Origin of the sequence: Cellulomonas olei (assembly GCF_039548315.1) — a bacterium.
In the GTDB taxonomy this organism is placed as follows: Bacteria; Actinomycetota; Actinomycetes; order Actinomycetales; family Cellulomonadaceae; genus Cellulomonas.
On sequence record NZ_JBCLVN010000004.1, the window covers coordinates 90,471 to 105,624 of the forward strand.

A 15,154-nucleotide genomic window follows, 5' to 3' on the forward strand; every position below is an offset into this window, starting at 1 on the left:
GAGCCCCCGCGCATGTCCGACGCACCTGCCGCACAGATCGGCGTCACCGGCCTGGCCGTCATGGGCCGGAACCTGGCCCGGAACCTGGCCCGGCACGGCTACGCGGTCGCGGTGCACAACCGCTCGCAGGCCCGCACCGACTCGCTGGTCGCGGACCACGGCCACGAGGGCACGTTCGTGCCGTCGGCGACCACCGAGGAGTTCGTCGCGTCGCTGCAGCGCCCGCGCACGATCATCGTCATGGTGAAGGCCGGCCCCGCGACCGACGCCGTCATCGACGAGCTCGTGCCCCTGCTGGACGAGGGCGACATCGTGGTCGACGCCGGCAACGCGCACTTCCCCGACACCCGCCGGCGCGAGGCCGCCCTGCGCGAGAAGGGGCTGCACTTCGTCGGGACCGGCGTGTCCGGCGGCGAGGAGGGCGCCCTGAACGGCCCGTCGATCATGCCGGGCGGCTCGCGCGAGTCGTACGCCGTGCTCGGGCCGATCCTCGAGGACATCTCCGCCAAGGTGGACGGCGTGCCGTGCTGCACGTACGTCGGCCCGGACGGCGCGGGTCACTTCGTCAAGATGGTGCACAACGGCATCGAGTACGCCGACATGCAGCTGATCGCCGAGGCGTACGACCTGCTCAAGCAGGGGCTGGGCGCGGGCGCGGCGGAGATCGCGGACATCTTCCGGACCTGGAACGAGGGCGACCTGGAGTCGTTCCTCATCGAGATCACCGCCGAGGTGCTGTCCCAGGTCGACGCGGAGACCGGGTCGGCGTTCGTGGACGTCGTGCTGGACCAGGCCGAGCAGAAGGGCACCGGCCGCTGGACGGTGCAGAACGGCCTCGACCTGGGCGTGCCGATCACCGGCATCGCCGAGGCGACGTTCGCCCGTGCGCTGTCCGGCTCCGTCCCGCAGCGCACGGCCGCCCGCGGCACGCTGCCCGCGCACGCCGAGCCGATCGCGGTGGCCGACCGGGACGCGTTCGTCGAGGACGTGCGCCTGGCGCTGTACGCGTCCAAGGTCGTCGCGTACTCCCAGGGCTTCGACCAGATCGCGGCGGCGTCCGCCGAGAACGGCTGGGACATCGACCGCGGTGCGATGGCCCGCATCTGGCGGGGCGGCTGCATCATCCGCGCGCGGTTCCTCAACCGGATCACCGAGGCGTACGAGCGCGACGCCGACCTGCCGCTGCTGCTGGCCGACGAGTACTTCACCGGCGCGGTGGCGAACGGGGTCGCGGCGTGGCGCCGGGTCGTCGCGCAGGCCGCGCTCGCCGGCATCCCCGTGCCCGCCTTCTCGTCGTCGCTGGCGTACTACGACGGCGTGCGCGCCGAGCGGCTGCCGGCAGCGCTGATCCAGGCGCAGCGCGACTTCTTCGGTGCGCACACCTACCGGCGCACCGACAAGGACGGCACGTTCCACACCGACTGGTCCGGCGACCGCACCGAGCAGCCCGCGTGAGCGCCGCGGTCCCCGCGCCCGGGGACGACGCGCTGCGCGACCTGCAGCCCGTCGTCCTCGGCGCCGACATCGGCGTGTACGCGCTCGCCCGGGCGTTCCACGAGGAGTACGGGGTCCGGAGCATCGTCGTCAGCGGCGCGGCGCTCGGCCCCGTCGCGCACTCGGCGATCCTCGACAACGTCCTGGTCGCCGACGGGCACGACCCCCGCCAGCTCGTCGACGCCCTGCTGCGCGTCGCCCGCGAGCAGGCCGGGCGCCGGCTGGTGCTGCTCGCGAACTCCGACTGGCTGGTGCGCGTCGTCGTCCAGCACCGGGCGGAGCTCGAGCCGCACTACGTGGTGCCGTTCCTGTCGCAGGACCTGCTGGACCGGCTGTCGGACAAGGCGACCTTCGCCGAGGTCGCGACCTCGCTCGGTCTGGACGTGCCGCGCACGATCGTGCAGGACTTCGCGGGTGCGGACGACCCCGCGTGGGCGCCCGTGCCGGTGGACGTGCCGTACCCGCTCATCGCGAAGGCGGCGAGCAGCGCGGACTACCAGGAGGTGTCGTTCCCGGGGAAGAAGAAGGTCTTCGAGATCGGCACCCCGTCCGAGCTGGACGCGCTGTGGGACTCGCTGCGCGCCGCCGGGTTCCGGGGCCGGTTCGTGGTGCAGGAGCTCGTGCCGGGCGACGACACGCAGATGCGGTCCGTCACCGCGTACGTCGACGGCCGCGGGGAGATCACCCTGCTGTGCTCCGCGCACGTGCTGCTCGAGGAGCACACCCCGTCGGGCCTCGGGAACCCCGCCGCGATGGTGGTCAGCCGCGAGCAGGGGATGCTCGACCAGGCGGCGGCGTTCCTGCGCGGCGTCGGCTACGTCGGGTTCGCGAACTTCGACGTGAAGGTCGACCCGCGCGACGGGACGTACCGGTTCTTCGAGGTCAACCCCCGCATCGGGCGCAACAACTACTACGTGACCGCCGCCGGGGCGAACGTCGCCCGGTTCCTCGTGGAGGACCGCGTGCTGGGCCGCGCCGTCGAGCCCGTCGTCGTGGACACCGAGGTGCTGTACTCGATCCTCCCGCACCGGCTGCTGCTGCGGTACGTGCTCGACCCGGCGCTCGCCGGGCGCGTGCGGGAGCTCATCCGGTCGCGCCGGGTGGCGCACCCGCTGCGCTACCGGGGCGACGCCGGCCCGCGCCGGCGCTGGTACGCGTTCGCGGCCGCGCTCAACCAGGTGCGCAAGTTCCGCCGGTACTACCCGGAGGTCACCGGCACGGGGTTCTGAGCCCCGACCCGGCCGGCACGCCCCGGTCCCGACGCAGGCACGCCACCCGCGTCGGGGCCGGGGCGTGCTGCGTGCAGCGCCTCGCGCGCCGGGCCCCTCGCGCCGCGCGCCCGCTGCGCCCAGGGCCCGCTCCGCCCGGGCCCCGGGCCCCGGGCCCAGGCCCGGTCCCAGGTCCGACGCCCGACGGCGCACTACCTTGTGACCCGGTTCGCAAAGTCGTCCGGCGCCGGTACCGAACCCGTCGCGCGCGGTACGCAAGGCCGAGGGGCGGCCTACCCAAGCGCGACCGGGCGGCGCGCGAGCGTCCCGAGCGGCCCCGCGGACCCGGCAGGTTGTCCCGTGATCGCCCCGACACGGGAGTCGGGGCTCGCTGAGGAGGGCGTCGGATGTCGCGCAGGACTATCGGCTCGGCCGACCGGGAGGTCGGGGCGGCGGGGCTCAGCCCGGCCCGTCGATGGATCGTGCTGATCCTGGTCAGCATGGGCAGCTCCACGATCTATGCCCCGGCCTACCTGAAGAACACCTTCTACGACGCGCAGCTCGAGTCGCTGCACCTGACCAACACGCAGGTCGGGCAGCTCATGAGCGCGTACGCCTGGACCGCCGTCGCGGTCTACCTGTTCTCCGGCCTCATCGCCGACCGGGTGCGCATGCGCACGCTGTCCGCCACCGGCTTCTTCACGACCGCGGCGCTGACGTTCTGGTACGCGATGCTGCCGTCGTTCGGCGTGCTGATCGGGATCTTCATCGGCATGGGCCTGTCCACGATCCTGCTGTGGTGGGGCGTGCGGTACAAGCTCGTGCGGCTGGTCTCCACCGAGGAGGACTACTCGCGCTCGATCGGCATCAGCTACGGGTTCTACGGCGCGGCCGGCCTGCTGATCGGCGTCATCGGCACGTGGGTGCTGTCGGCGTTCGCCGACGACGCGCAGGGCGCGTTCCGGACCTTCCTGCTGGTCATCGGCGCGATGATCGCGCTGCTCGGCGTGCTGTCGCTGGTGTTCATCCCGCGGTTCGAGGGTGAGATCAGCGGCGAGGGCTCCGTGCGGGCCGTGCTCGTCGACGCCTGGCGGGCGCTGGCCAACCCGGTGGTGCTGCTGACGTCCGGCTGCCTGTTCTTCGTCTACTTCTTCTACACCTGCACGTCCTACACGGCGCCGTACATGACGGCGCTCGGCGCGGACGCCACGGTCACCAACGCGGTCTCGGTCGTGCGGACCTACGGCATCACCCTGCTCGCCGGCCCGCTGTTCGGGATGCTCGCCCACAAGGCGAAGAAGTCCTCGCTGGTGATCTGGATCGGCTCGGCGCTCGCCGCCGTCGCGTTCGGCGTCGTCGCGGCGCTGCCGGGCGAGGAGGGCAGCATCGTCGCGATCGCGGTGCTGGCGGTCGCGCTCGGGTTCATCGCCAACGGCGTGTTCGGCATCTGCTCCGGCATGCTGACCGAGGGCAAGGTGCCGCTGGCGGCGTTCGGCGCGGCCACCGGCGTGCTGTCGGTCATCGGGTTCCTGCCCGACACGTTCTCCTCGATCTGGCTCGGCTCGATCCTGGACGACGCGGAGGCCGCGGGCGACGTGACGACCGCGTACCCGACGGTGTTCCTCATCCTCGCCGCGATCGCCGTGGTGGCCGCGCTGGCCGCGCTCGCCCTGCAGCTCTACGTGCGCTCGCACCGGGGCCGCCTGGAGGCCGCGTACGCCGCGGGCGCCGGGGACACCACGGGCGCCGCGGCGGTGGGGGCGGCGGCCTGATGGCGGCGGTCGACGTGCTGGCGCGCCTCACCCCGGGGATGCGGGAGGTCCTGGAGATCCAGGCCGACCTCGCGGCCCGGCTGGCCCGGCCCGGGTCCGACCTGGAGGTGCTGCGGGCGAACTACGCCGCGGAGCACCGCTGGTGGAACGAGGGCGGGCCGCGGATGGCGCGCAGCACGTCGGCCGTCGTGGCCACCCCGCACGGGCCGGTGCCCGTCCGGGTGCACCACCCCGAGCCCTTCCCCGGGGACCCGGGTCCGGCCGGCACGGTCGTCTACCTGCACGGCGGCGGGTTCGTGCTCGGGGACCTGGACTCCTACGACCGCATCCTGCGCGAGCTCGCCGCGGCCGGTGGCGCGGTGGTGGTCGGCGTCGCGTACAGCCTCTCGCCGGAGGCCAAGGTGCCGCAGGCCGTCGAGGAGGCGGCGGCCGTCGTGCGGCACCTCGCGGCCCACCCCGGCGACCTGGGTGTCCCGCCCGGGCCGGTCGCCCTGGCCGGTGACTCGGCGGGGGCGTCGATCGCCCTGGCGACGGCCCTGCACCTGCGGGCCGCCGACGGGCCGCGACCGTCCGCGCTGCTGCTCTGGTACGGCCTGTACGGGCTGCGTGACTCCGCGTCGCGGCGCCTGCTGGGCGGCCCGTGGGACGGGCTCGCCCCGGAGGACCTGGCGTTCTACACCGCGGCCTACACCGCGGGCCCGGACGACCTCACCGGCCCGGCGGTCGACTGCCTCGGCGCCGACCCGGACCTGCTCGCGTCGCTGCCGCCGACCTACGTGGCCGCGACCGACCTCGACCCGCTGCTGGACGACTCCGTGGCCCTCGCCGGGCTGCTGGAGCACCACGGCGTGCCGCACCGCCTGCACGTGCTGACCGGCGTGCTGCACGGCTTCCTGCACTGCTCCCGGACGCTGCCCGAGGCCCGGGAGGCCCTGGCGGCGGGCGCCGCGTTCCTGCGCGCGCACCGCCTGCCCGCGCACCACCCCCTGGAGAACCGAGAGGCCCACCGATGGATTTCCGACTGACCGAGGACCAGCAGCTGATGGTCCAGGCCGTCCGCGAGCTGATGGAGAGCGAGAGCTGGGAGCCGTACTTCGCGCAGTGCGACGCCGAGCACGCCTACCCGCAGCGCTGGGTCGCCGCGCTGTGCGGGCTGGGGGTCGACACGATCCTGCTGCCCGAGGAGCACGGCGGGCTCGACGCCGGCTGGACGACCGTCGCGGCGGTCTGGGAGGAGCTCGGCCGCCTGGGCGCACCCACGTACGTGCTGTACCAGCTGCCGACGCTGCGCACCGTGCTCGAGGTCGGCACGCCCGAGCAGATCGAGCGGATCCTGTCCTACGTCGGGACCGGCAGGCAGATCTGGAACTTCGCGATGACCGAGCCGGGCGCCGGCTCCAGCTTCGCCGCGATGTCCACCACGTACACGCGTCGCGACGGCAAGGTCTACCTCAACGGCCACAAGACGTTCATCACCTCGTCCCTGGGCGTGGACCAGCTCGTGGTCATGGCGCGCGACGCCGACGACATGGACCAGTACACCGAGTGGTTCGTCGACCTGTCGCTGCCGGGGATCACGCGCGAGCCGCTCGACAAGCTGGGCCTGCGCATGGACTCGTGCTGCGAGATCTACTTCGACCAGGTGGAGCTGCGCGAGGAGGACCGGTTCGGCGGCGAGGGGCAGGGCTTCGCGCGCACCGTCGCGGACTTCGACCTGGAGCGGTTCCTCGTGGCGGCGTGCGACTACGGCTGGGCGCTGTGCGCGTTCGAGGACGCCGTGCGGTACGCCAACCAGCGCGAGCAGGGCGGGCAGGCGATCGGCCGCTACCAGCTCGTGCAGGACAAGATCGCCCGGATGCGCATCGCGCTCACCACCATGCGCGCGATGGTCTACGAGACCGCCTGGAAGGCCGACCACGGCCTGCTCGGCAAGGGCGACGCGTCGATGGCCAAGCTGTACTGCACGCAGGCGGCGGCGCAGGTCGTCGACGACGCGATCCAGGTGCTGGGCGGCATCGCGGTGACCGGCGCCCACCGGGTCGCCCGGTTCTACCGCGACCTGCGCGTGGAGCGGATCTCCGGGGGCACCGACGAGATGATGGTGCTCACCGTCGCCCGCGCGGCGCTCAAGGAGTACCGGTGAGCGCCGCCGGGGGCGCCGTCCCCGAGTTCGGCGTGCTGTCCGGCGTGAAGGTCGTCTACGCGGCCGTCGAGATCGCCGCGCCCACGGCCGCCGCGCTGATGGCCGAGTGGGGCGCCGACGTGGTGTGGATCGAGAACACCCGCACGGGCGACTCGATGCGCGACACCGCGTGGGTCAAGGAGATGGAGCGCCGCAACCAGCGGTCCGTCGCCCTGAACCCGTTCACCGACCAGGGCCGCGAGGTGCTGCTGGACCTGGTCGCGGACGCGGACATCTTCATCGAGTCGTCCAAGGGACCCACGTACGCCCGGCGCGGCATCACCGACGAGCTGCTCTGGGAGCGCAACCCGGCGCTCGTCATCGTGCACGTGTCCGGCTTCGGCCAGTACGGCGTGCCCGAGCGCGTGAACCGCGCCGCCTACGACCTCACCGTCCAGGCGTACTCCGGCTACCTCGCGCAGAACGGCACCCCCGAGCAGCCCATGGCGCCGCTGCCGTACGTGGGGGACTACTTCACCTCCGAGATGGTCACGGCGTCGGCGCTCGCGGCCCTGCACAAGGCCCGGACCACCGGGCAGGGCGAGAGCATCGACGTGGCGATGTACGAGGTGATGCTGCGCGTCGGCGCGTACTACCTCATGGACTACCTCAACGCCGGCACCCGCTACCCGCGCCCCGGCGCCCGGCACCCCAACCTGTGCGGCATCGGCGAGTACCGGTGCGCGGACGGGTTCATCGGGCTGTGCGTCTACGGCGTCCCGCAGAACAAGTACCTGCTGGAGCGCATCGGCCTCGGCCACCTGTGGGGGACCGAGGACTACCCGGAGGACACCGCGGCGCTCTGGCTCGACGGGCCCGCGGCGCAGCTCATCGAGGAGCACCTCGACGCGTTCTGCCTCACCCAGAAGGCGCGGGAGCTCGAGGACGAGCTCTCGGCCGTCGGGATCGCGGCGAACGCGGTGCTGGAGTTCGACGACCTGCTGGCCGAGGAGCACGTGGCGCAGCGCGAGGCGATCGTCGACTGGCGCACGCACGACGGCGACCCCGTGCGCGGCGTCGGCATCGTGCCGAAGTTCGTCCGCCACCCGGGCCGGATCTGGCGCCCCATGCCGACGCTCGGCATGGACACCGACACCGTGCTCGCCGAGGCGGGGTACGCGCCGGAGCGCATCGAGCGCCTGGCGGCCGACGGGACGATCCGGAGAGGGTGAACGACGCGGGCCCGGGGCGTCGTCCCCGGGCCCGGCACGACCATGGACACTGCACGCGAGGAGACGCTCGGCGACCTGTGGCACGCCCAGGTGCGCCGGCGGGGCGACCACCCCTTCCTGGTGGCCGAGGACGCCGTGGGCGCGGTGCGCACGTTCGGCTACGCCGACTTCGACGCCCTCGTGGCGTCCGCGGCCGCCGCGCTGCGCCGGCTCGGGGTGCGCCCCGGGGACGCCGTGGTGCTGCACCTGCCGCTGGGCGCCGAGCTGGTGCGCCACCTGCTGGCCGTCATGGTCTCCGGCGCGGTCGCGGTGGTGCAGGACCCGGGCAGCCCGGCGCCGGAGTGCGCGCACGTGGCGCAGCGGGTCCGGGCGCGGCTCGCCGTCTGCACGCCGGAGGCGGCCGGGCGGTACGCGGGGGTGCCCGGGCTGCGGGTCGTGGGGCCGGTGGCCGCGGGCGCGGTGGGCGTCGGCGCGGTGGGCGTCGGCGCGGTGGGCGCGGTGGGCGCACCCGGGACCGGGCAGCTCCTCGGCGCCGGCGTGACCGGGAGCGACACCGCCGGGGTGGTGTTCACGTCCGGGTCGACCGCCACCCCCAAGGGCGTCGTCCTCACCCACGCCAACCTGGTGTTCTCCGGGCGGTTCGTGCAGTGGCAGGCCGCGCTCACCCCCGCCGACCGGCTGCTGACGACCATGCCCGCCTGCCACGTGAACTTCCAGCTCAACGCGCTGCTGCCGGTGGTCGCGGCCGGCGCCACCCTGGTGGTCGTCGAGCGGTACTCGGCGCGGCGGTTCTGGCACCAGGTGCAGGCGCACCGCGCCACGGTCGTGCAGTCCATCGCGATGATCGTGCGCACCCAGCTGTGCCGGCCCGTCGAGCCGGGGGAGCGGGACCACGACGTCCGCGAGATCCTGTACTACCTGCCGCTGCCCGACGCCGAGAAGCAGGAGTACGAGCGCCGCTTCGGCGTCCGGCTGCTCAACTCGTACGGCACCAGCGAGTGCCTGGTCGGGGCGATCACGGACCCGCCCGCCGGCGAGCGGCGCTGGCCGTCCGTCGGCCGCGTCGGCCCGGGCTACGAGGCGCGCGTCGCGGGGCCGGACGGTCGCGCGCTGCCGCCCGGCGAGCCGGGGGAGATCCAGCTCCGCGGCGAGCCCGGCGTCAGCCTCATGGCGGGGTACCTCGATGACCCGGAGTCCACCGCGGCGGCGTACGACGCCGACGGCTGGATGCGCACGGGCGACCTCGGGTACGTGGACGCCGACGGCTGGTACTACTTCCTGGACCGGCGCTCGCGGATCATCAAGCGCGGCGCGGAGAACGTCTCCCCGGCGCGCGTCGAGGCGGTGCTGCTCGCGCACCCCGGCATCGCGCAGGCCGCGGTCGTCGGCGTCCCCGACGCGGTCTACGACGAGGCGGTGCTCGCCGTCGTCGTCCCGCGGCCCGGCGTCGCGCTCACCGAGGCGGACGTCCGCGCCCACTGCGCCGCGCACCTGCCCGCGCCCGCCGTCCCCGGCACCGTCCAGGTCGCGGACCGGCTGCCGCGCACCGCCAGCTACAAGGTCGCCACCGGGGCGCTGTCCGCCCGCGCGGCCGCCCGGGCCCCGGGCACCGCGGGGCCCGCCCGGGGCGTCCGGCCCGCCGAGGGCGCCCGGCCCGCCCGGTCCTGACCCGCACGACCCCGCACCACCCCGCACGTCCCCGCACCACCCGCACCGATGGAGGAGCAGCACGACATGGCGATCAAGACCGAGATGGTCGGGCAGTGGTTCGGCCCGTTCGAGCGCGAGTACGCCACCCGGGACCTCAGCCTGTTCGCGCTCGGGTCCGGGTGCGCCGTGGACGGCCGCACCGACCTGGAGTACGTCTACGAGAAGGGCATGAAGGTGCTGCCGACGTTCGGCGCCATGCCGATCGTCGACTCCGAGGTCACGCGCACCATCGACTACGGGTACGACTACGCCGGGTCCCTGCACTGGAGCTTCGACCTGACGTTCCACCAGCCGATCACCCGGCTCGAGGGGCGGCTGTCGACCCGCGTGCTGCTCAAGGGCCTCTACGACCGCGGCCCGGGCAAGGGACTGCTCGCCCAGCACGTCGGCGAGACCCGCGACGAGGACGGCACGCTGCTGTTCACGAACGAGTCGTGGGACTGCCTCATCTACGACGGCGGCTGGGGCGGCCCGGCCGCGCCGAAGGACCTCGTGGAGATGCCCGACCGCCCCGCCGACATCGCCGTCGAGGAGCGCATCCCGGAGAACCAGGCGCTCATCTACCGGCTCTCCGGGGACTACCACCCGCAGCACGTGGACTGGGAGTACGCCGCCGCGAACGGCCAGCCCCGGCCGATCCTGCACGCCGTGAGCTTCGCGGGCGTGGTCTGCCGGCACGCCATCCGCTCGCTGTTCCCGGGCGAGCCCGAGCGGCTGCGGCGGTTCAAGACCCGCATCACCGCGCCCGTGCTGCCCGGCTCGACGCTGCGCACCGAGCTGTGGCGCATGGACGAGCACCGGGCGCACTTCCGCCTGGTCGACGCCGACGACCCGACCGCCAAGCCGCACCTCAACTGGGGGGTCGTCGAGTGGAGCTGAGCCCCGGGCGGCAGACGGTGCTGCTCGACGACGTGGGGATGACGCCGTTCCTCAAGCGGGTGACGCTGTTCTCCGCCGGCGGGCCGTTCCTCGACGGGTACGTGCTGTCGATCATCGGGGTCGCGCTCATCCAGCTCACGCCCGCCCTGGACCTCGACGCCCGCTGGACCGCCCTCGTCGGCGTGGCGGCGCTCGTCGGGCTGTTCCTCGGCACGTCGGTCGGCGGCTACCTGACCGACCGGATCGGCCGCAAGCGCATGTTCGTGGTCGACATCATCGGCATCGCGGTCATCTCCGCGGCGACGGCCCTGGTCGCGGAGCCCTGGCAGCTCGTCGCCATGCGGTTCGCCATCGGCGTCGTCATCGGCGCGGACTACCCGATCGCGACGTCGCTCGTCGCCGAGTTCACGCCCCGCCGGCACCGCTCGGTCTCCATGGGGCTGATCGCCGCGGCCTGGTACCTCGGGGCCAACGCCGCCTACCTCGTGGGGTACCTGCTGCTCGACGTCGACGGCGGCTGGCGGTGGATGCTCGCCAGCGCCGTCGTGCCCTGCCTGGTCATCCTCGTCGGGCGGTGGGACATCCCCGAGTCGCCGCGGTGGCTGGCCCGCCGCGGCCGGGGCGAGGAGGCGCGCGCCATCGTGCACCGGGTGCTCGGCGCCGACGTGCAGCTCGAGCCCGAACCCGAGCGGACGGAGTCCTACGCCGCCCTGTTCCGCCGCGGCTACCTCGGCAAGGTGCTGTTCGTCGGGACCATCTGGCTCTGCCAGGCGGCACCGATGTTCGCCATCTACACCTACGGGCCGCAGATCATGGGCGAGCTCGGGCTCGGCGAGCGCCAGGTCGCGACGCTCGGCGAGATCGTCATCGGCACGTTCTTCCTCGTGGGCTGCCTGCCCGCCATGCACTGGGCGAACTCGCTCGGCCGCCGCCGGCTGCTCGTCGTCAGCTTCGCGATCATGACCGCGGCGCTCGCGGTGCTCGGCGCCGTGCCGTCGCCGGCGCTGCCGGCCGTCGTCGCGTGCCTCGGGCTGTACGCGTTCTTCTCCGGCGGGCCGGGCAACCTGCAGTGGCTGTACCCGAACGAGCTGTTCCCCACGGAGATCCGCGCCTCCGCCGTGGGCGCCGCGATGGCCGTGAGCCGCATCGGCACGGTCGTGTCCACGTACGTGCTGCCGGGGTTCCTGCTCGCGCACGGGACCCGCGCCACCATGCTCGCCGGCGCCGCGATCTCCGGCCTCGGCCTCGTCGTCTCGGTGCTCGCGGCGCCCGAGACCCGCGGCCTGACCCTCACCGAGTCCGCCGCCCTGCGGCTGGGACCCCCCGGCCGCCGCCGGCCCGCCCCCGGCCCCGGCGTGCCGCACCGACCGTGACCCCCGCGGTCACCGACGCAAGGAGAACCAGATGACCATCGTCGTGGCCTGCAAGTGGGCCCCGAACCCCCAGGACGCGTCCGTCGGACCCGACGGCGCCGTGGACTGGGGCCGCGCGAAGCCCGCGGTGTCCGAGTACGACCCGGTGGCCGTGGAGGTCGGCCGGCGGCTGGCCGACGCCACCGGCTCCGAGCTGGTCGGCGTCACGGTCGGCGGCCCCGACGTGGCGTCCGCGCTGGCCCGCAAGTCGCTGCTGTCACGCGGGCTGGACCGGCTGGTCGTGCTGGCGGACCCGGCGCTCGCCGCCGCGGGGACCACCGCGACCGGGCTCGCGCTGGCGGCGCTCGTGCGGCACGTCGGGGAGGTGGACGTGGTGCTCGCGGGCGACGCGTCCGTCGACTCCGGCGCGCAGCTCGTCCCCGCCGTGCTGGCCGGCGCGCTCGGCTGGCCCGCCCTGCTCGGCGTCGGCGCGGTCTCGGCGGTCGACGGCGGCACCGCGTCGCTGACCGTCGAGCGCGCCACCGGGACCGGCTCGGAGGACCTCGCGGTGCGCGGGCCGGTGGTCCTCGCCGTCGCGGCGGACGCCGTCGTCCCGCGCGTGCCCGGGATGAAGGACATCCTGGCGGCGGGCAAGCGGCCGGTCGAGCAGCTCGACCTGCAGACCCTGCCCGTCGAGCTGCCGGCCGGGCCGGACGTCGTCGGCACCGCCCCGCCCGCGCTGCGGGCCCGCCGCCGCCAGGTGGTCGACGCCTCCGACGCGTCCGCCGCCGCCGCCGAGCTCGTGGCGGCGCTGCGCGCCGACGCCGTGATCTGACCGAGGGAGACCCATCGTGACCACCTACATCCTCACCGCGGGCGACGCCCGCATCGGCCGCCTGGTGGAGCTCGCCGCCGGCCCGACCACCGTCGTCGTCGTCGGCGACGGTCGGACCGCCGCCGCCGTGGCCCGCACGCCCGGCGTCGACCGGGTGCTGCATGTCGAGCCCGCTCCCGGCGCCCCCGCGGAGACCTGCGCCGCCGCCGTGGCCGGCCTCGTCGCGGACGCCGCGCCCGCGCTCGTGCTCGCCGCGCCCCGCCCGGCGGACCGCGTGCTCGCGGGCGCCGTCGCCGCCCGCCTGGCCGCGCCCGTCCTCACCATGGTCCGGGCCGTCGAGGTCGCGGACGGCGGCGTCGAGGTGACGCGCTCGGTCTTCGGCGGCATCGCCGAGCGGACCGAGCGCGTCACGGGCCCGGCCGTCGTCGTCACCGACGGCGGCACCGCCGCGGACGGCGGCTCCGCCCCCGTCGTGGACGCCGGGGCCGCACCCGCCGACCCGGCCGTGACCGTGACCGCTACCAGGGTCGCGGAGCGCGCGGCGGTCGACCTGTCCCGCGCCCCGCGCGTGGTCGCGGCGGGCCGGGGCGTGCGGCGCCAGGAGGACCTGGCGCTCGTGGAGGGCCTCGCCGCGGCGCTCGGCGCCGAGGTGGCGTGCTCCCGGCCGCTCGCGGAGGGCGTCGGGTGGCTGCCGCACGACCGGTACGTCGGCGTGACCGGCCAGCACGTCGCGCCCGAGCTGTACGTCGCCGCCGGCGTGTCCGGGCAGCTCCAGCACGTCGTCGGGGCCCGCGGGGCGGGCACCGTCGTCGCCATCAACACCGACCCCGGCTGCCCGTACTTCGCCGAGGCCGACTACTGCGTGGTGGGCGACCTGTACGAGGTGCTGCCGGCGCTCACCGCGGCGCTGGCGGCGCCCGGCCCGGGGGCCGCGTCGTGACCGCCGAGCCGGACTTCGACGTCGTCGTCGTCGGCGCGGGCATCGCGGGCTGCGTCACGGCCTACCGGCTGGCGCAGGCGGGCCGGTCGGTGGCGCTCGTCGAGCGCGGCGCGGCGCCGGGGTCCAAGAACCTGTCCGGCGGGGTGCTGTACTCGCGCGGCCTGGAGGAGGTCTTCCCGGACCTGCTGGAGCGCGCGCCGATCGAGCGCCGCATCACCCGCAACTACCTCCAGCTCCTCAACGCGGAGTCCGCGGTCGGCATCGACTACCAGGACCGCCGGCTCGCGGAGCCCGTGAACGCGGTGACCGTGCTGCGCGCCCGGTTCGACCCGTGGCTCGCCGAGCAGTGCGAGGAGGCGGGCGCCGACCTGCTGAGCGGCGTCCGCGTCGACGGGGTGCTGCGCGAGGACGGCCGCGTCGTCGGCGTCCGCGCAGGGGAGGACGAGCTGCGGGCGCACGTCGTCGTGGCCGCGGACGGGGTGAACTCGTTCCTCGCCCGGAGCGCGGGCCTGCGCGGCCGCGAGCCGCTGCACCACCTAGCGCTCGGGGTGAAGGCCGTCGTCGCGCTGCCCGAGGAGCGGCTGCGCGAGCGGTTCCACCTGACCGGCGACGAGGGCGTCGCGTACGCCGTCGTCGGGGACTGCACGCGCGGGGTCGGCGGCGGCGGGTTCCTCTACACGAACCGCGCGTCGCTGTCCGTCGGGGTGGTGCTGCGCCTGGACGACCTGGTCGCGAAGGGCGAGGACTCCGCGGCGGTGTTCGACCACTTCCTGGCGCACCCGTTCGTGGCGCCGCTGCTCGAGGGCGGGGAGGTGGTGGAGTACGGCAGCCACCTGGTCGCCGAGGGCGGCCTGGCCATGCTCGGCGAGGTCGTCACCGACGGCATGGTCGTCGTGGGCGACGCGGCGGGGCTGACCATCAACACCGGCCTCACCGTCCGCGGGATGGACCTCGCGGTCGCGTCCGGGGTGGCGGCGGCGTCGGCGGTCGGCCGGGCTCTCGACGCGGGCGACACCTCGCGGGACGGACTGGCGGGGTACCGGCGGGAGCTCCTCGGCTCGACCGCCGGGCGCGACCTGCAGACCTACGCCAAGGCGCCGGCCTTCCTGGAGAGGGAGCGGATGTACCACGACTACGGAGCGCTGCTGGGCGACGTCCTGCACCGCGTGTACGACCACGACCTGACGCCGCGCCGGCACCTGCTCGACGTGGCGCGTGCCGAGCTCCGGCGCTCGCCCGTGCGGGTGCGGGACCTGGTCCGCGACGGCCTGGCGGGGGTGCGGGCGCTGTGAGGACGACCTCGGTCCCGGACCGTCTCGCGGCCAACAGCTACGTCACCGACGAGGAGCAGCCGCACATCCGCGTCGACCAGGAGCTCGCGCGCCGCACCGGCTGCGGCGACCGGCTGATCGCCGTCTGCCCCGCGAAGGTCTACACCCGCGAGGCGGACGGCACGATCGGCGTCGAGCACGCCGCGTGCCTCGAGTGCGGCGCGTGCCTCGCGGTGGCCGACCCCGGCGTCCTGGAGTGGACCTACCCGCGCGGCGGCTTCGGCATCGCGTTCCGGGAGGGCTGAGCAGCCGGGGCGGGGCGTCTCGTCGCGGGGACGC

General features: G+C 74.7%; 13 protein-coding genes. All 13 read left to right on the forward strand.

The genetic code is table 11. The features are described from left to right. The first annotated feature begins 12 nt into the window (after window positions 1-12). The 13 genes from gndA to AAHH18_RS01975 all read left to right on the forward strand — a co-directional run bounded on the left by gndA (window position 13) and on the right by AAHH18_RS01975 (window position 15,120). On the forward strand, window positions 13-1,455 hold the full coding sequence (gene gndA, locus AAHH18_RS01915; protein ID WP_283320172.1) for an NADP-dependent phosphogluconate dehydrogenase: 1,443 nt from the start codon (window positions 13-15) through the stop codon (window positions 1,453-1,455). Then, the gene (locus tag AAHH18_RS01920) at window positions 1,452-2,723 is read left to right on the forward strand and encodes a carboxylate--amine ligase (RefSeq protein ID WP_343300371.1); all 1,272 of its coding nucleotides are present in this window, start codon (window positions 1,452-1,454) and stop codon (window positions 2,721-2,723) included. Before gndA ends, AAHH18_RS01920 begins: the two co-directional genes overlap by 4 nt. Before the next feature lie 386 nt (window positions 2,724-3,109). Continuing rightward, complete coding sequence (locus AAHH18_RS01925; RefSeq protein WP_283320174.1) at window positions 3,110-4,474, forward strand: MFS transporter; 1,365 nt, start codon at window positions 3,110-3,112, stop codon at window positions 4,472-4,474. Beyond that, the gene (locus tag AAHH18_RS01930; RefSeq protein WP_343300372.1) at window positions 4,474-5,499 is read left to right on the forward strand and encodes an alpha/beta hydrolase fold domain-containing protein; all 1,026 of its coding nucleotides are present in this window, start codon (window positions 4,474-4,476) and stop codon (window positions 5,497-5,499) included. Before AAHH18_RS01925 ends, AAHH18_RS01930 begins: the two co-directional genes overlap by 1 nt. Continuing rightward, complete coding sequence (gene caiA / locus AAHH18_RS01935) at window positions 5,484-6,617, forward strand: crotonobetainyl-CoA dehydrogenase (protein WP_283320176.1); 1,134 nt, start codon at window positions 5,484-5,486, stop codon at window positions 6,615-6,617. The genes AAHH18_RS01930 and caiA overlap by 16 nt, the downstream gene beginning before the upstream one ends. Beyond that, entirely contained in the window at window positions 6,614-7,828 is a 1,215-nt protein-coding gene (caiB, locus tag AAHH18_RS01940) for an L-carnitine CoA-transferase (RefSeq protein ID WP_283320177.1), read from the forward strand. Before caiA ends, caiB begins: the two co-directional genes overlap by 4 nt. 42 nt (window positions 7,829-7,870) lie before the next feature. Then, window positions 7,871-9,496: an AMP-binding protein gene (locus tag AAHH18_RS01945; RefSeq protein ID WP_343300373.1), complete on the forward strand. Its 1,626-nt coding sequence runs from the start codon at window positions 7,871-7,873 to the stop codon at window positions 9,494-9,496. Between the two features lie 48 nt (window positions 9,497-9,544). Next, a complete protein-coding gene (locus AAHH18_RS01950) occupies window positions 9,545-10,417 on the forward strand; it encodes a MaoC/PaaZ C-terminal domain-containing protein (RefSeq protein WP_343300374.1) in 873 nt (290 codons plus the stop codon). Continuing rightward, window positions 10,408-11,790, forward strand: a complete 1,383-nt coding sequence (locus AAHH18_RS01955) for an MFS transporter (protein WP_343300375.1) — start codon at window positions 10,408-10,410, stop codon at window positions 11,788-11,790. The genes AAHH18_RS01950 and AAHH18_RS01955 overlap by 10 nt, the downstream gene beginning before the upstream one ends. Before the next feature lie 31 nt (window positions 11,791-11,821). Further along, entirely contained in the window at window positions 11,822-12,604 is a 783-nt protein-coding gene (locus tag AAHH18_RS01960; protein ID WP_343300376.1) for an electron transfer flavoprotein subunit beta/FixA family protein, read from the forward strand. A gap of 16 nt (window positions 12,605-12,620) precedes the next feature. Next, on the forward strand, window positions 12,621-13,544 hold the full coding sequence (locus AAHH18_RS01965) for an electron transfer flavoprotein subunit alpha/FixB family protein (RefSeq protein WP_343300377.1): 924 nt from the start codon (window positions 12,621-12,623) through the stop codon (window positions 13,542-13,544). Then, on the forward strand, window positions 13,541-14,836 hold the full coding sequence (locus tag AAHH18_RS01970; protein WP_283320183.1) for an FAD-dependent oxidoreductase: 1,296 nt from the start codon (window positions 13,541-13,543) through the stop codon (window positions 14,834-14,836). Before AAHH18_RS01965 ends, AAHH18_RS01970 begins: the two co-directional genes overlap by 4 nt. Next, on the forward strand, window positions 14,833-15,120 hold the full coding sequence (locus AAHH18_RS01975; RefSeq protein WP_343300378.1) for a ferredoxin family protein: 288 nt from the start codon (window positions 14,833-14,835) through the stop codon (window positions 15,118-15,120). The genes AAHH18_RS01970 and AAHH18_RS01975 overlap by 4 nt, the downstream gene beginning before the upstream one ends. The last annotated feature ends 34 nt before the right edge of the window (window positions 15,121-15,154 follow it).